Annotated in this window: 20 protein-coding genes; 10 read left to right on the top strand and 10 right to left on the bottom strand. The window is 64.8% G+C overall.

Annotated elements, in window-relative coordinates; all coding sequences use genetic code 11:
* Window positions 1–152: 152 nt before the first annotated feature.
* Window positions 153–1,568: a YcjX family GTP-binding protein gene (locus tag CLM60_RS07385; protein WP_095588520.1), complete on the top strand. Its 1,416-nt coding sequence runs from the start codon at window positions 153–155 to the stop codon at window positions 1,566–1,568.
* Window positions 1,565–2,596 (top strand): YcjF family protein, encoded by a 1,032-nt coding sequence (locus CLM60_RS07380; protein ID WP_095588519.1) that lies wholly within the window; start codon window positions 1,565–1,567, stop codon window positions 2,594–2,596. The genes CLM60_RS07385 and CLM60_RS07380 overlap by 4 nt, the downstream gene beginning before the upstream one ends.
* Here the strand turns inward: CLM60_RS07380 and CLM60_RS07375 are convergent.
* Window positions 2,578–4,980 (bottom strand): calcium-binding protein, encoded by a 2,403-nt coding sequence (locus tag CLM60_RS07375; RefSeq protein WP_176473821.1) that lies wholly within the window; start codon window positions 4,978–4,980, stop codon window positions 2,578–2,580. The two genes, CLM60_RS07380 and CLM60_RS07375, sit on opposite strands and share 19 nt — an antisense overlap.
* A gap of 311 nt (window positions 4,981–5,291) precedes the next feature.
* On the opposite strand from CLM60_RS07375, the gene ileS reads away from it, so the two are divergent.
* Window positions 5,292–8,258: an isoleucine--tRNA ligase gene (gene ileS / locus CLM60_RS07365; protein ID WP_095588516.1), complete on the top strand. Its 2,967-nt coding sequence runs from the start codon at window positions 5,292–5,294 to the stop codon at window positions 8,256–8,258.
* Window positions 8,259–8,291: 33 nt separating this feature from the next.
* On the opposite strand, the gene CLM60_RS20880 is transcribed toward ileS, so the two are convergent.
* From CLM60_RS20880 to CLM60_RS07350, 4 genes are all read right to left on the bottom strand, one after another.
* Window positions 8,292–8,450, bottom strand: a complete 159-nt coding sequence (locus tag CLM60_RS20880) for a hypothetical protein (protein ID WP_176473820.1) — start codon at window positions 8,448–8,450, stop codon at window positions 8,292–8,294.
* 2 nt (window positions 8,451–8,452) lie between these two features.
* Window positions 8,453–8,761 (bottom strand): hypothetical protein, encoded by a 309-nt coding sequence (locus CLM60_RS20875; RefSeq protein WP_095588515.1) that lies wholly within the window; start codon window positions 8,759–8,761, stop codon window positions 8,453–8,455.
* Window positions 8,761–10,341: a GMC oxidoreductase gene (locus tag CLM60_RS07355; protein WP_095588514.1), complete on the bottom strand. Its 1,581-nt coding sequence runs from the start codon at window positions 10,339–10,341 to the stop codon at window positions 8,761–8,763. Before CLM60_RS07355 ends, CLM60_RS20875 begins: the two co-directional genes overlap by 1 nt.
* Before the next feature lie 188 nt (window positions 10,342–10,529).
* Window positions 10,530–11,450, bottom strand: coding sequence for a manganese-dependent inorganic pyrophosphatase (locus tag CLM60_RS07350; protein WP_095588513.1), 921 nt, complete (start codon window positions 11,448–11,450; stop codon window positions 10,530–10,532).
* A gap of 102 nt (window positions 11,451–11,552) precedes the next feature.
* Between CLM60_RS07350 and CLM60_RS07345 the strand changes: the two genes are divergently transcribed.
* The 3 genes from CLM60_RS07345 (at window position 11,553) to groL (ending at window position 14,331) form a co-directional block, all read left to right on the top strand.
* A complete protein-coding gene (locus tag CLM60_RS07345; RefSeq protein ID WP_095588512.1) occupies window positions 11,553–12,242 on the top strand; it encodes a DUF2161 domain-containing phosphodiesterase in 690 nt (229 codons plus the stop codon).
* Window positions 12,243–12,357: 115 nt separating this feature from the next.
* A complete protein-coding gene (locus tag CLM60_RS07340) occupies window positions 12,358–12,645 on the top strand; it encodes a co-chaperone GroES (protein WP_095588682.1) in 288 nt (95 codons plus the stop codon).
* A 45-nt stretch (window positions 12,646–12,690) separates the two neighbouring features.
* Complete coding sequence (groL, locus tag CLM60_RS07335; RefSeq protein ID WP_095588511.1) at window positions 12,691–14,331, top strand: chaperonin GroEL; 1,641 nt, start codon at window positions 12,691–12,693, stop codon at window positions 14,329–14,331.
* Between the two features lie 71 nt (window positions 14,332–14,402).
* On the opposite strand, the gene CLM60_RS07330 is transcribed toward groL, so the two are convergent.
* From CLM60_RS07330 to CLM60_RS07315, 4 genes are all read right to left on the bottom strand, one after another.
* Entirely contained in the window at window positions 14,403–15,275 is an 873-nt protein-coding gene (locus CLM60_RS07330; RefSeq protein WP_095588510.1) for an SDR family oxidoreductase, read from the bottom strand.
* Window positions 15,272–15,733: a MarR family winged helix-turn-helix transcriptional regulator gene (locus CLM60_RS07325; RefSeq protein WP_095588509.1), complete on the bottom strand. Its 462-nt coding sequence runs from the start codon at window positions 15,731–15,733 to the stop codon at window positions 15,272–15,274. Before CLM60_RS07325 ends, CLM60_RS07330 begins: the two co-directional genes overlap by 4 nt.
* A complete protein-coding gene (locus CLM60_RS07320) occupies window positions 15,733–16,023 on the bottom strand; it encodes a putative quinol monooxygenase (protein ID WP_095588508.1) in 291 nt (96 codons plus the stop codon). The genes CLM60_RS07325 and CLM60_RS07320 overlap by 1 nt, the downstream gene beginning before the upstream one ends.
* Before the next feature lie 125 nt (window positions 16,024–16,148).
* Window positions 16,149–16,421, bottom strand: a complete 273-nt coding sequence (locus CLM60_RS07315; RefSeq protein ID WP_095588507.1) for a DUF1127 domain-containing protein — start codon at window positions 16,419–16,421, stop codon at window positions 16,149–16,151.
* Window positions 16,422–16,532: 111 nt separating this feature from the next.
* Between CLM60_RS07315 and CLM60_RS07310 the strand changes: the two genes are divergently transcribed.
* Genes CLM60_RS07310 through CLM60_RS07300 form a run of 3 tightly spaced genes read left to right on the top strand, consistent with a single transcriptional unit; the run spans window position 16,533 to window position 19,472 of the window.
* Entirely contained in the window at window positions 16,533–17,408 is an 876-nt protein-coding gene (locus CLM60_RS07310) for a LysR family transcriptional regulator (protein WP_217983277.1), read from the top strand.
* Window positions 17,409–17,452: 44 nt separating this feature from the next.
* Complete coding sequence (locus tag CLM60_RS07305) at window positions 17,453–18,598, top strand: alpha-D-ribose 1-methylphosphonate 5-triphosphate diphosphatase (protein ID WP_095588505.1); 1,146 nt, start codon at window positions 17,453–17,455, stop codon at window positions 18,596–18,598.
* Between the two features lie 13 nt (window positions 18,599–18,611).
* Window positions 18,612–19,472, top strand: coding sequence for a DMT family transporter (locus tag CLM60_RS07300; protein WP_095588504.1), 861 nt, complete (start codon window positions 18,612–18,614; stop codon window positions 19,470–19,472).
* Here the strand turns inward: CLM60_RS07300 and CLM60_RS07295 are convergent.
* Window positions 19,442–19,891 carry an NUDIX domain-containing protein gene (locus CLM60_RS07295; protein ID WP_095588503.1) on the bottom strand — a complete coding sequence of 150 codons (450 nt, stop codon included), beginning with the start codon at window positions 19,889–19,891 and terminating at the stop codon, window positions 19,442–19,444. The two genes, CLM60_RS07300 and CLM60_RS07295, sit on opposite strands and share 31 nt — an antisense overlap.
* 77 nt (window positions 19,892–19,968) lie before the next feature.
* Here CLM60_RS07295 and CLM60_RS07290 point away from each other — a divergent pair, with 77 nt between their 5' ends.
* Entirely contained in the window at window positions 19,969–20,691 is a 723-nt protein-coding gene (locus CLM60_RS07290; protein ID WP_095588502.1) for a lipase family protein, read from the top strand.
* The last annotated feature ends 3 nt before the right edge of the window (window positions 20,692–20,694 follow it).

Raw genomic sequence — 20,694 nt, 5'->3', positions numbered from 1 at the left:
TTCTTCTTGGCACCAATACTCCGGGGTGAATGGGCCGTAAGGCCCAGAGGGGCAGCGCCCCTTCCCCCCGAAAACATCCGCGCCGCGACAAGAGCGGTTTTCCTTTCCCGCCCCCGTGCCTATCTTGAGGCCAGATACAAAGGGGCAGTTGCGTGATTGGTGAACTGGCAGACGGACTGGTGCGCGGGGTCGGGAACGTGACCGACAGCGTGACGGGCGTGTTTTCCGACCCGGTGATCCGGCTGGGGGTGACGGGCCTCAGCCGCGCGGGCAAGACGGTGTTCATCACCTCGCTGGTCGCCAACCTGATGGACCGAGGCCGGATGCCGCAATTACAGGCCGCCGCGACGGGGGCGATCCGCACCGCCTATCTGCAGCCGCAGCCCGACGACACGATACCGCGCTTCGACTATGAAACCCACCTGGCCGCGCTGACGGGCGCCGAACCGCATTGGCCCGACAGCACCCGCGCGGTGTCGGAATTGCGCCTGTCGCTCAAGGTGCAGCCCAGCGGGTTGCTGGGCGCGCTTTCCGGGCCGCGCACCGTGCATCTGGATATCGTCGATTACCCCGGCGAATGGCTGCTGGATCTGGGCCTGCTGGACAAAAGCTTCGCCGACTGGTCGGCCGAAACCCTACAGCGGCTCCAGACCCGCACGATGGCCAGGGATTTCCTGGCGCAGCTGGCCGCGACCGATCCCACCGCCAATCTGGACGAACCGGCGGCACAGGCGTTGGCCGCGGGCTTCACCGATTACCTGAACGCCGCGCGCGAAGCGGGGTTTTCCGACTGTACCCCGGGGCGGTTCCTGCTGCCGGGGGAACTGGCCGGATCGCCCGTGCTGACCTTCGCGCCGCTGCCCGCAACGGAAAAACCGCCGCGCGGGTCGCTCTGGCGGGAATGCGAACGCCGGTTCGAGGCGTATAAGCGCCAGGTCGTCAAACCCTTCTTCCGCGACCATTTCGCCAAGATCGACCGCCAGGTCGTGCTGGTCGACGCGTTGGGCGCGATCCATGCCGGGCCACAGGCGCTGGACGATCTGCGCCGCGCGATGGCCGATATCCTGGGCGCGTTCCGGCCCGGGCGCAACGCGTGGCTCAGCACGCTTTTGCTGGGCAAGCGGGTGGAAAAGATCCTGTTCGCCGCGACCAAGGCCGACCATCTGCACCACACACAGCACCCGCGCCTGACCGCGATCATGACCGCCCTGATGCGCGAGGCGAAGGACCGCGCCGATTTCGCCGGCGCGAAAACCACCGCCATGTCCATCGCCGCCCTGCGCGCCACGGTCGAAGAAACCCTGACCCATGACGGGCGCGATCTGGATTGCGTGCGCGGCACGCTTCTGGACAGCGGCAAGCAGGCCGCCATGTATCCCGGCGAACTGCCTCAGGATCCCGCCCATCTGCTCAGCGCGGCGCGGGCGGGGCGCGACACGTGGCTCGATGGCGATTACAGCATCATGCGTTTCGCGCCCGCCCGGCTGACCCTGAAACCGGGCGAGGGGCCACCGCATATCCGGCTGGACAAGGCCGCCGAATTCCTGATCGGAGACCGCCTGACATGACCAATGGCCCCGTGCTGATCGACCTTGAGGATGCGTCGAAGGAAACCCCCGCCACCGCGCCGCCGGTGCCGGATCTGGCGACGGATGTGCCCACGGGGCGCGCGATGCAGACGCTGGCGGTGCTGGGCGCGCGCCGCCCCTCGCCGCTCTCGCGGTTCTTCTGGTGGGCGGTGGGCGCGCTGATCAGCTTCGTGGTGTCGGTGGCCGCATGGGATTTCGTCACCACGCTTCTGGACCGCAACACGGTGCTGGGCACGGTCGCGCTGACGCTGGTGGGGCTGGTGCTGTGCGCGCTGCTGCTGGTGGCGCTGCGCGAGCTGTCGGGCTTTGCGCGGCTGCGGCGGCTGGATGGCGTGCACAAGGCCGCGAATGCCGCGATTGCCGAGGGCGACCTGAAGGCCGCGCGCGCTGTGGTCGACAAGCTGGAACAGCTTTACGCGGGCCGGGACGAGCTGAAATGGGGCCGCGACCGGCTGGCCGAACGCCGGGCCGAGGTGTTCGACGCCGACGGCCTGATCGGCCTGGCCGAGGCCGAACTGCTTGCGCCGCTCGATACCGCCGCCCGGGCCGAGGTCGAGGCCGCCGCGCGCCAGGTCGCCACCGTAACCGCGCTGGTGCCGCTGGCGCTGGCCGATCTGATCACCGCGCTGACCGCCAACCTGCGGATGATCCGCCGCATTGCCGAGATTTATGGCGGGCGCTCGGGGCTCTTGGGCAACTGGCGGCTGACCCGCACGGTGATGACGCATCTGGTGGCCACGGGCGCGGTCGCGGTGGGCGACGACATGCTCGAGCCGCTGATCGGCGGCGGCATCCTGGGCAAGCTGTCACGCCGCTTTGGCGAGGGGATGGTCAACGGCGCCCTGACCGCCCGCGTCGGCGTCGCCGCGATCGAGGTCTGCCGCCCGCTGCCCTTCCTGCACGAAAAGCGCCCCTCGGTCCGCAAGCTGGTGCAGCGCGCGCTGTCGGGCCTGTTCGGGTCCGACAAACACGCCGAAGGGCGCGCGGATCAGAACATCAACTCGTAATATTGCGTCGGGATGTATTCGTGAATGTCGGCCTCGGTGGCGCGTGCGGCGGCATCGCTGCTGAACGCATCGGCTTCGGAATCGCGCAGCGTGGTGCCGCCGAACCGGTTCAGTGACAGACCGTCGATCGACCCGTCGGACAGGTCCTGCTCGTACCGTCCCAGATAAAGGACAAAGTCCCCGTCCAGATCGGCGTCGAATTCCAGCGTGACCTCGCTGTCGCCAGTGATTTCCGCATGGACAATATCCGGCACGCCGCTCCCGACCCGATGCGCCGAATTGTACAAGTCGAACCCGAAGTTATCCGGCGCGGAGACACCGGCCGCGGCGGAAAACGCGGACGAATCCGCGATCAATTGCCCCTCGACCCCTGAGAAGGTGACCTCGAGCGTGGTGGCAGAGGTTTTCCGAACGCTTTCGATCAGAATGGGTGCATCTTCGCTACCGCTCAGGACATCGTACCATTTGGCGCCGATGCTTTGTCCCATCAGGTGATAACCTTCCGGGCTGAGATGCGTGTAATCGCTGCCGATTTTTGACGGGTTGCTTGCCTGGAACTGGAACTCGGACGTGCCGAAATGGACGTTTTCGTTATCGACGATGGTTTCGATCTGGCTGATCGAAACCTCTTTTTCGCCATAGCCGCGCATCTGGGACAGGCTGATCAGCGTGTCGACATCGGTGCCATAGCTCGCATCGGCAACCGCGTCGACCATCTGGAAATAGGTTTCCAGCAGGTATTGATACCCGAATGTCGCATGGTCGAGATGGGTATCGGCCTGGCCCTGTATATAGGTCAGCGCAAGCGTCGGAAGAAGGTCATAGCCCTGGGCCTGGGCCTCTTCCACAGCCAGTTCAAGCTGGATGCGGAAATTGTCGAAAAGCATCGGCGCGGCGTCGAAGCTGGCATAGAAATCGGCCTGGCCCGCGTTGTTGACAAAGTGGTCATAGGCGCCGCTGTCGTTCTGTACGACGAACACCTGTCCGGTTGCGGTCGCGGCCAGTGCGGCATCGGTGCTGGCGTAAAGATCGGATTGCGATGTCATCAGTTGCAGGATCGAAACGCCGCCGGTTCCGGCGTGGAAATGCCCAATGGTGGGGGCGCTCAACCCGTCGGCGGCATAGCCGTCCAGAACCTGCTGGACCATGCCCGAGGCGTGGGTTTCGGTCTCGTGCTCCTGCAGCGGCTGAAAGCCCTGAAAGGCGGCGCTGTCCACCTCGTTCTTCAACCAGCCCCGGCCCGAAATCCGGTCATTGCCGAAATCCAGTGCCAGCGCCAGCGTCGGGTCGACGGCCGTATCGGTGACAACGCCGCGGTCTGGCCAATAGGTCACGCCGACCGACAGCGATTGCCCCGCCGACACCATCAGCAGGAATTCCGGCGCGGCGGTCTGGGCGCCGGGTGTTTCCAGAACGATCGCGGTTGCGCCGGTGCCGTCGCTGTAATCGATCGTGACCTGCCCGTCGCCCTCGGTCACGCTGAAGCGGCTGTCATCTTCGGCCAGTTCGAACAGATCCTCCAGGCTGGAGACGCGGTAAAGGCTCTTGCCGCCGACATTGCGAAAGGACAGCGAATCCGTGCCGAATTCGAAATCGGTGATCCGGTCGATATCGCCATCCTGCGCGGCGTCGAAAAACGTGTTTCTGCCGCCGAACAGAAAGCCATCCGCGCCCTCGCCGCCGGTCATCGTGTCCGATCCGATACCGCCTGCGATCTTGTCTTTGCCGTCGTTCCCGTTGATCAGGTCGCCGCCATCGGTACCGATCAGGTAATCGTCATGCTGCGAGCCGCGGATATCGGCAGCGGCGCCCTTGGCGTTCAGATAGATCTTTTCGTCCGCGTCGGTGAAATCGTGCACATTCGCGTCGGCGGGGGGCGCGGTCGCGAACCGCACCACGATCTGACGGCTGGCGGTACCGTCGTCATAGCCGATGGTCAGCTGGCTGTCGCTTTGATCGGTGATCGTAAAAGCAGGGTCCTGCGCGGCCAGCGCCAGCATGTCGTCAAGCGTCCTGAGGCGCAGGAACGGCACGCCCGCGACATGGCGCAGGGTCAGTACATCGACGCCCAATTCGAAATCCGTGATCAGGTCGCTCTCGCCGCTTGCGGATGCATCGACAAACTCGGTCTTGCCACCGATCGTGAAGGCATCCTGTCCCGCGCCGCCGGTCAGGATGTCATCGCCCGTGCCGCCAGTCAGGGTGTCATCGCCCGCGCCGCCCGCAATCAGATCGCCGCCGTCACCGCCCATCAGCCGGTCGTCGAAGGACGATCCGGTGATCGTGTCGGCGCCAGCCTTGCCCGAGACCAAAACGCCGCCGGTTTGCAGGGAAAAGTCGAGCGTGTCGTCGGATTTCGATCCGTAGAATGTGGATGCGGGCACTGGTTACTCCGGAATTCAGATGGCGGTCAAAGCGTCGGTTTGGATTAACTTTTTAAAAACGACCGGGCTGACCGCAAGGCCTTTTTCCGGCCCGGCGCGGGTTGGGTCCGAGAGGTGACAAAACTGCACACAGACGATGCTTTACTGCCCCCCGGTCGCATCATATAACGCCCCTCATGACACGCGCATTTGCGATCATCATTCGAATTACCAACCCGGCGCTCTGACACCCATGAGCCGCCGGGACAAGGCGTTTGAGCCCTCGCGCCGCCCCTCGCTGACAGATCAAGATGAGCCAAGGACCACAGGACATGTGCGCCGATACGCCTGACTACAAAGACACGCTGAACCTGCCCGAAACCGAATTCCCGATGCGCGCGGGCCTGCCCAAACGCGAGCCCGCCTGGCTGGACCGCTGGGCCAGGATCGGGGTGTACGACCGCCTGCGCGACACCGCGGGCGACCGCAAGCCGTTCATCCTGCATGACGGCCCGCCCTATGCCAACGGCCACCTGCATATCGGCCACGCGCTGAACAAGACGATCAAGGACATGATCGTGCGCAGCCATCAGATGATGGGCTTCGACAGCCGCTATGTGCCGGGCTGGGATTGTCACGGGCTGCCCATCGAATGGAAGATCGAGGAGCAGTACCGCAAGAAGGGCCGCAACAAGGACGATGTCGATGTCGTCGATTTCCGCCAGGAATGCCGCAAGTTCGCCGAGGAATGGGTGGATATCCAGCGCGATGAGTTCAAGCGGCTGGGGATCACCGGCAACTGGGCCGACCCCTATCTGACGATGGATTACCACGCCGAGGCGGTCATCGCCGAGGAGTTCATGAAGTTCCTGATGAACGGCACGCTCTATCAGGGCTCCAAGCCCGTGATGTGGTCGCCCATCGAACAGACCGCCCTGGCCGAGGCCGAGGTCGAATATCACGACAAGGAAAGCTTCACGATCTGGGTGAAGTTCCGGGTCGTGGACGCGCCGTCGGCACTTTTGGCTGTTGGGCCTGATGGCCAAATTTGCGGCGAACAAAGAAATGGTCCATCTTTGGAAGATGCTCACGTTGTGATCTGGACAACCACGCCTTGGACGATCCCGTCGAACAAGGCGGTCGTCTATGGTGAAAGCTTCGACTACGGTCTTTACGAAGTCACCGGAACACCCAACGAGTGTTGGGCCGAAGTGGGTGAAAGGTTTATCTTGGCTGACAAGCTTGCCGCTGATGTGTTGAAGCGCGCGCGCCTTGAAGACAGCCAGTGGAGGCGCGTCCGCACGGTTCCTGCCGACGAACTTGCCGGTCTGTCCTTGCAGCACCCGCTGGCCGGCGCCGAGGGCGGCAATGGCGAATGGGACGACATCCGCGACTTCCGCGCCGCCGATTTCGTGACCGACACCGAAGGCACGGGCTTTGTGCATTGCGCGCCCTCTCACGGGATGGAGGAATACGAGCTTTACCGCGATCTGAACATGCTGGATCAGGTCATCACCTATAACGTGATGGACGATGGCAGCTTCCGCGCCGATCTGCCGTTCTTTGGCGGTAAATACATCCTGTCGCGCAAGGGCGGCGAGGGGGATGCCAACAAGGCGGTGATCGACAAGCTGATCGAGGTCGGCGGCCTGCTGGCGCGCGGCAAGATCAAGCACTCCTACCCGCATTCCTGGCGGTCCAAGGCGCCCGTCATCTATCGCAACACGCCGCAATGGTTTGCCGCCATCGACCGGCCCGTGGGCGATGGGCAGGACACCTATGGCACCACCATCCGCACCCGCGCGCTCAGCTCGATCGACAAGCTGGTGAAATGGTGGCCGCAAAGCGGGCGCAACCGCCTGCATTCGATGATCGAGGCGCGGCCCGACTGGGTGCTGAGCCGACAGCGCGCCTGGGGCGTGCCGCTGACCTGTTTCACCCGCAAGGGCGCGCTGCCCACCGATGACGGGTTCCTGCTGCGCGACGATGCCGTCAACGCCCGCATCAGCGCCGCGTTCGAGGCCGAAGGCGCCGATTGCTGGTACGCGGCGGGCGCCAAGGAACGGTTCCTGGGCAATGAGTACAATGCCGAGGACTGGGAGCAGGTCTTTGACGTGCTGGACGTGTGGTTCGACAGCGGCTCGACCCACGCCTTTGTCCTGCGCGACCGGGCCGATGGCGCGCCCGACGGGATCGCGGATGTCTATATGGAAGGGACCGACCAGCATCGCGGGTGGTTCCATTCCTCGCTGCTGCAGGCCTGTGGCACGCTGGGCCGCGCGCCCTATCGCAACGTGGTGACCCATGGCTTCACGCTGGACGAGAAGGGCAACAAGATGTCCAAATCGCTCGGCAACACGATCCTGCCCGAAGAGGTCGTGAAGCAATACGGCGCCGATATTCTGCGGCTGTGGGTGGCGCAGACCGACTATACCGCCGACCAGCGGATCGGGCCCGAAATCCTGAAAGGGGTCGCCGACAGCTATCGCCGGTTGCGCAACACGATGCGGTTCATGCTGGGCTCGCTTTCGGCCTTTTCCGAGGCCGACCGTGTGGACGCCGCCGACATGCCGGAACTGGAACGCTGGGTGCTGCACCGGCTGGCGCAGCTGGATCACAAGGTGCGTACCGGCTATGCCCAGTTCGATTTCCAGGGTGTGTTCCAGGCGCTGTTCAATTTCTGCACCGTGGAGCTTTCGGCGTTCTATTTCGATGTGCGCAAGGACGTTCTGTATTGCGATGGGGATACGCCCGAACGCCGCGCGGCGCGCACGGTGCTGGATATCCTGTTCCAGCGTCTGACCACCTGGCTGGCGCCGATCCTGGTCTTCACGATGGAAGAGGTCTGGCTGGAACGGTTCCCGGGCGATGACAGCTCGGTCCATCTGGTCGATTTCCCCGAAACGCCCGCCGATTGGCTGGACGAGCCGCTGGCGGCCAAATGGGACGGCATCCGCCGGGTGCGGCGGGTCGTGACCTCGGCCCTGGAAATCCAGCGCCGCGACAAGGTGATCGGTGCCAGCCTGGAGGCCGCGCCGGTCGTTCACGTGCGCGAGGCCGAGGTTCTGGCGGCGCTGAAATCGGTGGATTTCGCGGATGTCTGCATCACCTCGGACGTGGTTCTGACCGGCGACCCGCTGCCGGCCGAGGCGTTCCGCCTGCCCGAGGTCGAAGGCGTCGGCGTGGTCTTCGAGAAGGCCGAGGGCGAGAAATGCCAGCGCTGCTGGAAGATCCTGCCCGATGTGGGCAGCCACAGCCATCCGGGCACCTGCGCGCGCTGCGACGCCGCGCTTGGGTAACTTTACTGCCCGGCCCTTGATGGGCCGGGCGGATCACCGCGCCCCGCGCCGCATGTGGCGCAGCCCGGCCAGCGCACAGATCAGTGCCAGCAGCAAAAGCAGCGCGCTGAGCGTATAGAAGCTGGCCGGCAGGATGCGCCCCATGATGGGGATCAGCAGCAACAGCAGAACGGCAAGGATCAGCCCGCGCATCGTCACGACCCCGCGGTCTGGGCGATATGGGCGAAAAACCGCGCCTCGGTCCGGGCCAGCATCCAGCCATCGACGATCACGGTGCGCCCGCGTGCGAAATCCTGACGGCTGCGCGCGGGCAGGTCGCGGATCCGGCGGGCGGCCTGGGCGGCGGACAGGGGGCGGACCCCGGCGGCCAGTGCGGCGCGTCCGATCGCTGCGGCGCTTTCCAGCGCGGTGAACGGGGCGGCGGTGGCGGATGCGGGCCATCCGGCCAGCAGCGCCGATGCGGCACCGGCCAGCGCCTCGCGCCGGGACAGGGACAGAGTCATCACATTGCCTCCTTCAAATGATCGGCCAGGCGGATCGCCATGGCCGTGATCGTCAATGTGGGCGTGGCGGCGCCGTGGGTGGGAAAGACCGAGCTGCTGGAAATATAAAGGTTCGATATCCCGTGAGCCTTGCAATTCGCGTCGACCACCCCGGTCCTGGGGTCGTTCGACATCCGTGTCGTGCCGCAATGGTGTTTGCCGTGCCAGATCGGGCCGGGCCATTCGCTGTCATCGCGCAGGATCTGGCTCCAGACCCGGCCATAGCCCAGGCGGCCCATCTCCTCGGCCAGGATCTCGGTCGCGCGGCGATAGCTGGGCAGGGTGCCCTCGTGGAAACGCCAGTCCAGCCCGCAGCGGCGCTGGCCAAAGATATCGTCTCGCTCGTCGATCAGCACCACGCGGCTGTCGGGTTCGGGAATGGATTCCACCACCAGCCAGGGTTCGAACCAGTTGCGGTCGATCAGATCCTGCTTGTCGCCCCTGACATTCTGGAAAAGCGCGTTGGTCGCGCCATCCATGTCGGTCAGCACATTTTGCAGATGCATGCCCAGATGGTCGATTTCGCGCCCCTGCAGCGCCTGCTTCAGCCGCAGCATGGCGATCTTGCCGGGGGAGCGCTGGGGGTTCACGAAGGTGAAGAACAGGAAATTCGGCAGCTGTTCCTTGCGCAAGATATCGGCCGAGGCGCGGATCGCCCCGCGCAGATAGCCGCCTTCGACCTCGGTACTGTCGATATAGGGGCGCAGATGCGCGCCCTTGTCCGGCAGCAGCACGGTCATCGGCGGCCGTATCGAGGCATGGTCCATGAAGAACCGCCCCACCAGGTCATTGCCATTGCCCAAGCCCGCCGTCTGAACCGCGTTCGACAAAAGCAGAAGCCGGGGGATTTCGATCCCGCCCGCAGCCAGGATGTATTTCCTGGCCGTCACCCGGAATTCAGGGCCATCCAGGCCCGAGGCGCGGATGCCCGTCACCTCGGACGCGGTGTCGTTGGTCGCGACTTCGAGCGCGGAGGCGTTCAGTATGACGCGCACATTCTGCGCGGCCCTCAGCTGGTCCTCGTAAACATAGCCGAAGGCGGTCGGCGGGCTTTCGGCGAAGATGAAGGATTCCAGTTTCGCCGGGTCGAAATCGATCTTGTTGAAATCCAGCCGCGCGGCGTTTTCCGGTGTGTCATAAAGCCCGTCCGACGGGGTTTCGACCCGTGCCTGCGCGCGCAGGTAATAGGGGTCCAGATCCTGTCGCGTGATCGGCCAGCCGGAATGGGGGATGCCGGGGCGTTCCTCGAAATCGATGGGCTCCAGCGGCATGGAATTGCCCGCCCAGTGATTGGTCGAACCGCCCAGCATCCGCAGGCGCGAGTCGACCAGCGCGGTGGAGTCGATGCCCAGATTGGGACCGTCATAAAGCGACTGCGCCCTGTCGTCGAAGCCGATGAAGCCGGCTTCCAGCAGCACGACGTCAAGCCCCGTGCCGATCATTTCAAGCGCGATCGAAATCCCGGCGGCACCGCCGCCGACAATACACAGATCGCATTGGAGTTCCGTGCCCTGCGAGAGCACGCCAGAGTCAATAATCATCTCAGCCCGAAGCAAATCAATAAACTATCCGAAAAGACTAGAGAGCGAATTTTGCGCCGATCAAGCGATTCCGCGCCCCAAATGCGAAAACTGATCCAAAATGGCAGGGTGCGGGAAAAAGAGGGGGGTAAAAAAACGGCAAAGGGCGCCCGAAGGCGCCCCAAACCCGATCCGTTATGTCGGTCCGGTCAGACCTTGAGGTTCGGGATGATCTGTTTCTTGCGGCTCATGATGCCGGGCAGAACGACGCTGTCGCCGGTGACGGTGGCGCCAAAGGATTTCTCGGCCACGCTCTTCACCAGGTCGCTGGGGATCAGCAGGGTGGATTCTTCCTTCAGGATGTCCACGACGAACAGCAGCACCTCGTCCACGCCGTCTTCCTTGGCGACATCGGCCATCGACGCGATCAGGCTGTCCTTGCGGCCCAGCGGGATTTCCGGCGCGGTGGTTTCCAGCACGCTGACGCGGAACTTGGTGTCGCCCACGGCGTATTCCTTGCTGTCCATGCGGATCAGCTCTGCGTCCGAAAAGGCCGAGACATCGGATTTCGCGGCGAACATCTCGGTGGCATAGGCGGTCAGGTCGACGCCCAGGTCAGCGGCCAGCTTTTCGGCCAGATCCTTGTCCTGATCGGTGGTGGTGGGGCTGCGGAATTCCAGCGTGTCCGACAGGATGCAGGACAGCATCGCGCCCTTGATGTTTTCGGGCATCTTGGCCGCGTTGTCGCCCATCAGGTTGTACATGATGGTCGCGGTACAGGCCAAAGGCTTGATGGTGATGTCGATCGGACCGTTGGTTTCCAGCCCGCCGGTCAGCTTGTGGTGGTCGATGATCTGGATCACGTTGGCGTCGTTGATCGCGTCGGGCAGTTCGGCAGGGTTGTTGGTGTCGACGATGACAACGTCATCCTCGGCGGTGACAGTCGAAATGATCTGAGGCTTGTCGAAACCCCATTTTTCCAGCACGAAGGCGGCCTCGGTGTTGGGTTCGCCCAGCAGCTTGGCTTCGGCGGGGGTGCCGCGCACCTCGGTCAGGTACCAGGCCCAGATGATGGGCGAGCCGGTGGAATCGGTGTCGGGGGATTTGTGGCCGAATACTTTGATGGTCATGTCACTGTCCGGATAAGATGAATTTCGGCGCCGTTATAGGGCGGGCGCGCGGGCTTGTCACGGGGGCGGTTGCCGCATCGCAGAAGAAGGAGAAGGCAGGGGATGTCCGGGCCGAAGGAAACCGATCTTTATCCGCCGGTAAAGGCGTTTCTGGAAGGCCAGGGATACGAGGTCAAGGCCGAGATCGGCGCGGCTGACGTGGTGGCCTGCCGGGAGGGCGAAGCGCCGGTGATCGTCGAGCTGAAGACCGGGTTCAGCCTGAGCCTGTTTCACCAGGGCGTCGCGCGGCAGGCGGTCACCGATCTGGTCTATCTGGCGGTGCCGCGCGGGCAGGGCCGGCGGTTCGGCAAGGCGCTGACCGACAATGTCGCGCTGTGCCGGCGATTGGGGCTGGGGCTGTTGACCGTACGGCTGCGCGACGGGCTGGTCGAGCCGCATCTGGACCCCGCGCCCTTTACGCCGCGCAAATCGCCCCGGCGCCAGCAGCGGCTATTGCGCGAATTCGCCCGGCGGGTGGGCGACCCCAATACCGGCGGGGCGACGCGGGTGGGGCTGGTCACGGCCTATCGTCAGGACGCGCTGTGCTGTGCGCGGCACCTGTTCGCGCAGGGCCCGACCAGGGGCGCGCTGGTGGCGCGGGCCACGGGGGTGGGGCGGGCCACGCAGATCATGCGCGACGATCATTACGGCTGGTTCGAGCGGGTGGAAACCGGTATCTATCAGTTGACCCCCAAGGGCGCGCAGGCCCTGGCGCAGTATCACGACGCGCTGCCCGATCCCGCCAAGGGGTGAATTTTCCCGGAAAATCCGTTGACTCTGGAAAGTCACAACCTTAGCTACGATGCGTTAGCACTCGAAGGAGGTGAGTGCTAATAAATGAAAACCTCGAACGATGGAGCGTTCCAAAATGGCATTTACTCCGCTGCACGACCGGGTCCTGGTCGAACGTGTCGAAAGCGACGAGAAAACCGCCGGTGGCCTGATCATCCCCGACAGCGCAAAAGAAAAACCCGCCGAAGGCATCGTTGTCGCCGTTGGCGCGGGTGCAAAGGACGAAGATGGCGACCGGATCGCCATGGATGTCAAGGCAGGCGACAAGATCCTGTTCGGCAAGTGGTCCGGCACCGAAGTCACGGTCGACGGCAAAGAGCTGCTGATCATGAAAGAATCCGACATCATGGGCATCATCGCCTAAGTCGCCGATCAATCCCAATTTTCCATTTAGTCAGGAGCAATCAACATGGCTGCTAAGGACGTCAAATTCGAAACCGATGCCCGCAACCGCATGCTGGCCGGTGTCAACATTCTGGCCGACGCCGTCAAGGTGACCCTGGGCCCCAAAGGCCGTAACGTCGTCATCGAAAAATCCTTTGGCGCACCGCGCATCACCAAGGACGGTGTGACCGTTGCCAAGGAAATCGAACTGGAAGACAAGTTCGAGAACATGGGCGCGCAGATGGTGAAAGAAGTCGCCAGCCGCACCAATGACGAAGCCGGCGACGGCACCACCACCGCAACCGTTCTGGCCCAGGCCATCGTGCGCGAAGGCCTGAAGCAGGTCGCCGCCGGTCTGAACCCGATGGACCTGAAGCGTGGCATCGATCTGGCGACCTCGAAAGTGGTCGACGCGATCAAGGAAATGGCCCGCGAAGTCAAAGACAGCGACGAAGTTGCGCAGGTCGGCACCATCTCGGCCAATGGCGAAGCTGAAATCGGCCGCCAGATCGCCGACGCGATGCAGAAGGTCGGCAACGAGGGTGTCATCACCGTCGAGGAAAACAAAGGCCTGGAAACCGAGACCGACGTGGTCGAGGGGATGCAGTTCGACCGTGGCTACCTGTCGCCCTATTTCGTGACCAACCCCGACAAGATGATCGCGGAGCTGGAAGACTGCATGATCCTGCTGCACGAGAAGAAGCTCTCGTCGCTGCAGCCGATGGTGCCGCTGCTGGAATCGGTGATCCAGTCGCAGAAGCCGCTGCTGATCATCGCGGAAGATGTCGAAGGCGAAGCGCTGGCGACCCTGGTCGTCAACAAGCTGCGCGGCGGTCTGAAGATCGCAGCCGTCAAGGCACCGGGCTTCGGCGATCGCCGCAAGGCCATGCTGCAGGACATCGCGATCCTGACCGGCGGTCAGGTCATCAGCGAAGACCTGGGCATGAAGCTGGAAAGCGTCACCATGGACATGCTGGGTACCGCCAAGAAAGTGGCGATCACCAAGGACGAGACCACCATCGTCGACGGTGCCGGTGAAAAGGCCGAGATCGAAGCGCGCGTGGGTCAGATCCGCACCCAGATCGAAGAAACCACCAGCGACTATGACCGTGAAAAGCTGCAGGAACGCGTGGCCAAGCTGGCTGGCGGTGTGGCTGTCATCCGCGTTGGCGGCATGACAGAGGTCGAAGTGAAAGAGCGCAAGGACCGTGTCGATGACGCGCTGAACGCGACCCGCGCGGCCGTTCAGGAAGGCGTGATCGTGGGCGGCGGTGTTGCCCTGGTTCAGGCCGGCAAGGTTCTGGACGGTCTGACCGGCGACAATGCCGATCAGAACGCCGGCATCACCATCGTGCGCAAGGCCATCGAAGCGCCGCTGCGCCAGATCGCCGAGAACGCCGGTGTCGACGGCGCCGTGGTTGCGGGCAAGGTGCGTGAAAGCGCCGAAAGCTCGTTCGGGTTCAACGCGCAGACCGAAGAGTATGGCGACATGTTCAAGTTCGGCGTGATCGACCCGGCCAAGGTGACCCGTACCGCGCTGGAAGATGCGGCATCGGTTGCCGGTCTGCTGATCACCACCCAGGCCATGGTTGCCGACAAGCCCGCCAAAGAAGGCGCCGGCGCACCGGCAATGCCCGACATGGGCGGCATGGGCGGCATGATGTAAGCCATCCCGGTCTTATCGACCAACGAAGGGCCCGCAGCGATGCGGGCCCTTTTGCTTTTGCGGGATCAGGATCAGGCCGCCGGGATCATCGGGCGCAGCGCGGTGATCAGGTCGCGCTGGGGTTCCTCGGTGCCCGCGTTGATGCGCAGCAGCCCCATATCGTCGCCCACCGGCGCGCGCAGCGGCGCTGGGCCGTCGCTGGCCACCAGATCGGCGATGCGGCGGGCCACGTTGGCGGCATCGTTGATCTCTTCGCCCCGGTCGAACAGGCTGTGGAACATCTGCAGCAGGTTGTCGCGCCCGTCGGCCATACCGTCATAGCTGTTCAGGCAGTTCTGATCGCCCGGTGCGGGCGGGTTGTCGACCAGATCGGTCCGGTGCCCGCCGGGTTCGACGATGGTGGTTCGGATGCCCAGCCCCTCGATTTCATAGTGCAGCGATTCCGCATAGCCTTCGAGCGCCCATTTGCTGGCGCAGTACAGCCCGAAATAGGGGATCGCGACCCGCCCGGCTGTCGAGCTGAGGTGGATAAGCTGCCCGGCCCGGCGCCCCCGCATGAAGGGCAGAACGGCGCGCGTGCAGCGCATCGCGCCCAGCACGTTGACCTCGAAACAGCGCTGGGCGTCGGCGGGGGTAAAGGCCTCGGTCAACCCCACGGGCATGACGCCGGCATTGTTGATCAGCACGTCGATCGGCTGGCGTGCCTCGATCATCGACACGGCGGATTGCACCGCGCCATCGTCGGTCACGTCCAGATCCACCGGGATCAGCTCCAGCCCCCGCTCCGCCGCCCATTGCGACAGCGTGGCGGCGGTCTCGGCGTTGCGCCCGGCCAGTTCGCGCATCCCGGCGTAAACGCGGTGCCCGGCCTCGGCCAGGGTCTGGGCGGTCAGGTAACCGATGCCACGGCTGGCGCCGGTCAGAAGTACGGTCTTGGTCGTCATGGTCTTTCCTTCGTGTCTTGTCCGGCATCGCCGGGGTCGGATTGCAGAATGCGAAAATAGTCGGGCAGCAGCCGCTCCAGCGCGGCGGCCCCCTTTGGTGTGATCTGCACCGGCTTGGCGCGGGCATCGTCGATCTTGTCGCCATAGGCGATCAGCCCCTTGCGCAGCAGCGATTTCATCGCGGTGCTGAGCACGGGTTTCGACACATCCATCTTCTGGGCGATTTCGGCCGCCAGGTGATGGTCGCGCGTCTTGTCCCGGTGCAGGATCATCAGGATCAGGAACTGCGTCTGCGACAGGTCGTGTTGGGCCAGGTATTTCTCGATCCGCCGGATCAGCAGGCTGGCATCGCGCAACAGGTGCAGCGCGGCATTGGTCTGGTCTGGATCGACATGGTCATAGGTCGCAGCATAGCCGTCGATCATCTGGCGCGTCGGCAGGTCCTTGAGGAAGAACATCAGGCCACCGGCGTCATCTTGATCACCGCGGGCGGGTGGGCCAGCCAGTCGCCATAGCTGGCGAAAACGCTGGTAATATAGGGTTCGGCATAATGGGCCTGCAACGCGGCCTCGTCCTGCCAGGTTTCGACCAGGTAAAGGTTCGCATCGCCGTCGTTCCCGGCGTGCAATTCGAACCGGTGGCATCCGGGCTCTTCGCGGGTGGGCGCAAGGATCGACTTGAGCGAGGCTTCAACCTGATCGCGAAATTCCGGTTTCGGCGTGATGGTGGCAAAAACGCTGAGGGTCATGGGGGGCTCCGTATTTAGTTATGATGCTAACTATATGTGCGGCGAAACCCGTTTCAATGGCGGCGGCGCAAAAAAAAGACCCGCCATTTGGCGGGCCAGTCAGGGGAAAAGGTATCCGTGCGGCATCAGTGGCTGTGCAAGGCCATGCGGCGCAGCTCTTGCGCGGCGTTTTGCGACAGCGGCAGGCCGGCGGCGCGTTCGACATCGGCGCGGGTGACACCGATATCGCGCAGGATCGCGTCGTCCTTGGACAGAAGGTTGCGGAACGCGGCGCGGTTCTGGCGGTGTTGTGCGCGGGCGCGGAGCCGCCGCCGCAGGGTATCGACCAGATCGCCGATACGTGCGGCGCGCGGACGTGTCGGGGTCAGGAAAAACATATCGCGGGTCAGATGGAACATCGGGTGTCTCCTTGGCTGTGTGCATCTGATGCCAAGATGAGGGCTTGCCTGAGTTCAATCAAACGAATAGATTTGCATCTATCGTTCATTAATATTGAAAGGTGCGGATCCGTGAATGTTCATGCCACCCCACAGGTGCCCCTGCTGGATCTGGACCTGTTGCGCACCCTGATCGCCATCGCCGACAGCGGCAGCTTCTCGGCCGCCGCCACACAGGTTCTGCGCACGCCCTCGGCCGTGTCGATGCAGGTCAAGCGGCTGGAGGATCTGCTGGGCCGCCCCGTTTTCATCCGCGACAGCCGGTCGGTCGCGCTGACCGCCGATGGCGAGCGTGTGGTCGAACACGCGCGTCGGATGCTGGCGCTGAACCGTGACCTGATGGCCCAGTTCATCGACCCCGGTCTGGTGGGCGAGGTGCGCATCGGCGCGCCCGACGACGCGGTCGAAGGGCACCTGACCGAAGCATTGCAGCGGTTTTCCTGCACTCATCCGGGCGTGGTGGTGAATGTGGTGGTCGATGGCACAAGCCGTCTGATCGAACGGGTCGGGGCGCGCCAGATCGACATCGCCGTGATCTCGTGCCAGCCGGGCGACAGCCGCGCCGAGCCGCTTTTTACCGAACAGCTGGTCTGGGCCATGCGCAAGGGCGGGGTGGCCGCCGAACAGAACCCGATCCCGATTTCGGTCTGGGAGGAGGGCTGCGTCTGGCGCAAATACGCGACCGAGGGGCTGGAGGCGCAGGGCCGTGAATACCGCGTGGCGTTCCTGAGCGCGCATCTGGCCGGGCAGAAGGCCGCGATCATGGCCGATCTGGCCATCGCGCCGATCCCGCGGTCCGCTTTGGGGGGCGATGTGGTCATGGCGCGGGCCGATCTGAACCTGCCGCCCCTGCCGGAATACATGCGCGGCATGATCGTCACCGGCGATCCCGCGCCCCCGGTACAGGCCGCTGCCGATCACCTTCGTGCGAGCTTTGCGAACTATTGAAACGCGGGGTTTTCTTTGCGCGCGGGGCCGGGCAATAGGGGCCTATGGATTTGCCAGAACTGGAACTGACCGGCGCCCGCGTGCTGCGCCCCGATGGCTGGGATGACGGCCCCGTCGCCATGGGCGGTGGTCGGATTTCGGGCGGTGGCGGGCGACAGGTCGATCTGTCCGGCTGCCTGATCCTGCCGGGCATTGTCGATCTGCATGGCGATGCGTTCGAACGCCACCTGGCGCCCCGGCGCGGCGCGATGACCGATCTGGGCGCGGGCTTTGCCGCGCTGGATGCCGAACTGGCCGCGCAGGGCATCACCACCGCCGTTCTGGCGCAGTTCTATTCCTATGAGGGCGGGATGCGCCGCCCCGATTTCGCCGAGCGCATGGTCGACGCGCTGGCCGTGGCGCGGCCCGGGCTGCTGACCGACATGCGGCTGCAATTGCGGTTCGAAACCCACATGCTGGACGATTACGACCGGGTGCAGGCGCTGATCGACCGGGCCGGGATCGGCTATGTCGTCTATAACGATCATCTGCCGCATGATGCACTGGCCGCCGGAAAGAAGCCGCCGCGCCTGACCGGGCAGGCGCTGAAATCCCGCCGCAGCCCCGAGGCGCATCTGGCCCTGATGCAGGACATGCATGCGCGCCGCGACCAGGTGCCCGCCGCGCTGGCCGCCCTGTCGGAGCGGTTGCTGGCCAAGGGCGTTCTGCTGGGCAGTCACGACGATGCCACGCCCGAGGTTCGCGCGGGCTTCCGCGAAATGGGCGTGCGGATTGCCGAGTTTCCCGAAACCCGCGACGCCGCGCAGGCCGCAAAGGACGCGGGCGATCCGGTGATTCTGGGCGCGCCCAATGTGATGCGCGGCGCCAGCCACGCGGGCAATGTCAGCGCCATCGAGCTGATCCTGGACGGGATCGGCGATGCGCTGGTGTCGGATTACCACTATCCCGCGCCCTTGCGCGCGGCCTTTGCGCTGGGCGACCGGGGTCTGCCGCTGGAGCATGCCTGGCCGCTGGTTTCCGCCGGTCCCGCCGCGATCCTGGGGCTGGATGACCGGGGGCAGCTGGCGCCGGGCAAGCGCGCGGACCTGATCGTGGTGGACAGTGCGAACCGACGGGTCGGGGCGACATTCGTGGCCGGGCGGCTGGCCTTTGCCGCGGGCCGGATCGGCCATCAGTTGATGCAAGGCTAGGGGAGGGGCGGCGATGCGGCTGTTGTTGTTGGGATTTCTGACCATGAGCGCCTTTGCCGCGAATTCGCTGCTGAACCGGGCCGCGCTCAGCGATCAGGGGATCGGCCCGGCGCAGTTTGCCAGCATTCGGTTGGCGGCGGGGGCGGCGATGCTGCTGATCCTGCTGGCGCTGCGCGAAAGGCGGCTGGTCTGGCAGCCGCGTGCCGACCCGCGCGCGGTGGCGGGGCTTTGGGCCTATATGCTGGGGTTTTCCTTTGCCTATGTCAGCCTGCCGGCGGGGCTGGGCGCGCTGATCCTGTTCGGCGGCGTGCAGATCACCATGTTCGGCGGCGCGGTGCTGGGCGGCGAGCGGGCGCCGCTGGCCCGCTGGCTGGGCGCGGCGATCTCTTTGGGTGGTCTGGGGCTGCTGTTCGCGCCCGGCGCGGGCGGGCCGATTTCGCCCGTGGGGGCGGGGCTGATGGCGCTGGCCGCGATCGGCTGGGGTGTCTATTCGCTGCGCGGGCGGGTGGTGCGCGATCCGCTGGCGGCGACATCGGTGAATTTCGTCTGGGCCCTGCTGGCCAGCCTGCCGGTTCTGGCGCTTTACGGCTGGGACGCGGCGATCACCCCGCGCGGCGTGGCATTGGCGGTGATCTCGGGCGCGGTGACATCGGGGATGGGCTATGCGCTGTGGTACGCGATCCTGCCGCCGCTGGGCGCGACACGCGGGGCGCTGGCGCAGTTGAGCGTGCCGGTGATCGCGCTGGCTGCGGGCTGGGTGTTTCTGGCGGAGCCTGTGGGCCTGCGCGCGGTGCTGGCGGCGCTGCTGGTGCTGGGCGGCGTGGCGGTGGGGCTGGCGGGCCCCTATTTCACCAGCCGTTCCAGCGGGTCATAACGCAGCGGCGCGTCACCCCATGCAACCGCTGGCAGGCTGTCGGGTTTGAACCGCAGGCCCGCCATTTCATCCCGGCTGACCAAGCGGCGGCGGTTCACGATCCCTTCGGGGTCGCGCCATGTGTCGTCCAGTTTGCCGGAGCGGATCGTGGCGCGAAAGAACACCTCGACCTGGTGAAACCCGTCATCGGGGTTGTGGAATTCATTGACCAGACAGGGCGTGCCGACATCGATGCGCAAACCGGTTTCCTCATATACCTCGCGCGTCAGGGTGTCGGGCAGGGAATGTCCGCGCGCCACCCCGCCGCCGGGGGCACACCACAGGTCGCTTTGCCCGCCGGGATAGGCGTTGACCAGCAACAGGCGGTTTTCGTGCAGGATGACGGCGCGGGCGGCCAGTCGCGGGCTGGGATCGGTCATGCGCGCAGCCTGTCGCCATCGCCGGGGTCAGGCAAGCCTTACCTCGTAATCGCGGGCGAAATCCCTAACTTGGAAGGATGCGTGTGTTTCTGACCCTTGTGCTGTTGTTTTTGCCCCAGGCCGTACTGGCCGATTGTGTCGTGTTGCTGCATGGGCTGGCCCGTGGGTCGGGATCGATGGTCGTGATGGCCAACCGGCTGGAGGCCGCGGGCTATCGCACCGTCAACCAATCCTATCCGTCCACCACCGCGCCCATCGATGCGCTGAGCACAGCGGCCGAAATCGGCGCGGCGCGCTGCGGCCGGACGGAGCCTGTGCATTTCGTCACCCACTCCATGGGCGGGATCATCCTGCGCGACTGGCTGGCCGAGGGGCGCCCGGCCAATCTGGGCCGCGTGGTGATGATGGGGCCGCCCAATGGCGGGTCAGAGCTGGTCGACCGGCTGGGCGGGCTGCCGCCATTCGAATGGGTGAACGGCCCGGCAGGGCTGGAGCTGGGCACCGGACCCGACAGCGTGCCGAACCGCTTGCCGGCGGTCGATTTCGATCTGGGCGTGATTGCGGGGGCGCAGTCGATGAACCCGGTCTATTCCGCGATGATCCCGGGGCGCGACGATGGCAAGGTGGCGGTCGCGCGGACCGCCGTGCCGGGCATGCGCGACCACATCACCCTGCCGGTGACGCATACCTTCATGATGATGGATCCGGTCGTCATCGCGCAGGTGGAACATTTCCTGTCCCATGGCGCGTTTCAGCAGGATCTGACGCTGACCGATGTGATCCGCGCGATGGCGGACTGACGC

The sequence above is a fragment of the Actibacterium ureilyticum genome (assembly GCF_002285435.1).
Lineage (GTDB): Bacteria > Pseudomonadota > Alphaproteobacteria > Rhodobacterales > Rhodobacteraceae > Actibacterium_C > Actibacterium_C ureilyticum.
The sequence above is the reverse complement of the archived record's forward strand: the minus strand, read 5'-3'. Positions and strand labels throughout refer to the sequence as shown.

Bases quoted from the DNA above. Each gene is read 5' to 3' on its own strand.
- CLM60_RS07350 (WP_095588513.1), bottom strand. From the start codon at position 11,450: ATGACCATCAAAGTATTCGGCCACAAATCCCCCGACACCGATTCCACC.
- CLM60_RS07325 (WP_095588509.1), bottom strand. From the start codon at position 15,733: ATGTTCTTCCTCAAGGACCTGCCGACGCGCCAGATGATCGACGGCTAT.
- CLM60_RS07290 (WP_095588502.1), top strand. From the start codon at position 19,969: ATGCGTGTGTTTCTGACCCTTGTGCTGTTGTTTTTGCCCCAGGCCGTA.
- CLM60_RS07295 (WP_095588503.1), bottom strand. From the start codon at position 19,891: ATGACCGATCCCAGCCCGCGACTGGCCGCCCGCGCCGTCATCCTGCAC.
- CLM60_RS07315 (WP_095588507.1), bottom strand. From the start codon at position 16,421: ATGTTCCATCTGACCCGCGATATGTTTTTCCTGACCCCGACACGTCCG.
- groL (WP_095588511.1), top strand. From the start codon at position 12,691: ATGGCTGCTAAGGACGTCAAATTCGAAACCGATGCCCGCAACCGCATG.
- CLM60_RS07320 (WP_095588508.1), bottom strand. From the start codon at position 16,023: ATGACCCTCAGCGTTTTTGCCACCATCACGCCGAAACCGGAATTTCGC.
- CLM60_RS07300 (WP_095588504.1), top strand. From the start codon at position 18,612: ATGCGGCTGTTGTTGTTGGGATTTCTGACCATGAGCGCCTTTGCCGCG.
- CLM60_RS07345 (WP_095588512.1), top strand. From the start codon at position 11,553: ATGTCCGGGCCGAAGGAAACCGATCTTTATCCGCCGGTAAAGGCGTTT.
- CLM60_RS20880 (WP_176473820.1), bottom strand. From the start codon at position 8,450: ATGCGCGGGCTGATCCTTGCCGTTCTGCTGTTGCTGCTGATCCCCATC.
- CLM60_RS07355 (WP_095588514.1), bottom strand. From the start codon at position 10,341: ATGATTATTGACTCTGGCGTGCTCTCGCAGGGCACGGAACTCCAATGC.
- CLM60_RS07330 (WP_095588510.1), bottom strand. From the start codon at position 15,275: ATGACGACCAAGACCGTACTTCTGACCGGCGCCAGCCGTGGCATCGGT.
- ileS (WP_095588516.1), top strand. From the start codon at position 5,292: ATGTGCGCCGATACGCCTGACTACAAAGACACGCTGAACCTGCCCGAA.
- CLM60_RS20875 (WP_095588515.1), bottom strand. From the start codon at position 8,761: ATGACTCTGTCCCTGTCCCGGCGCGAGGCGCTGGCCGGTGCCGCATCG.
- CLM60_RS07305 (WP_095588505.1), top strand. From the start codon at position 17,453: ATGGATTTGCCAGAACTGGAACTGACCGGCGCCCGCGTGCTGCGCCCC.
- CLM60_RS07340 (WP_095588682.1), top strand. From the start codon at position 12,358: ATGGCATTTACTCCGCTGCACGACCGGGTCCTGGTCGAACGTGTCGAA.
- CLM60_RS07380 (WP_095588519.1), top strand. From the start codon at position 1,565: ATGACCAATGGCCCCGTGCTGATCGACCTTGAGGATGCGTCGAAGGAA.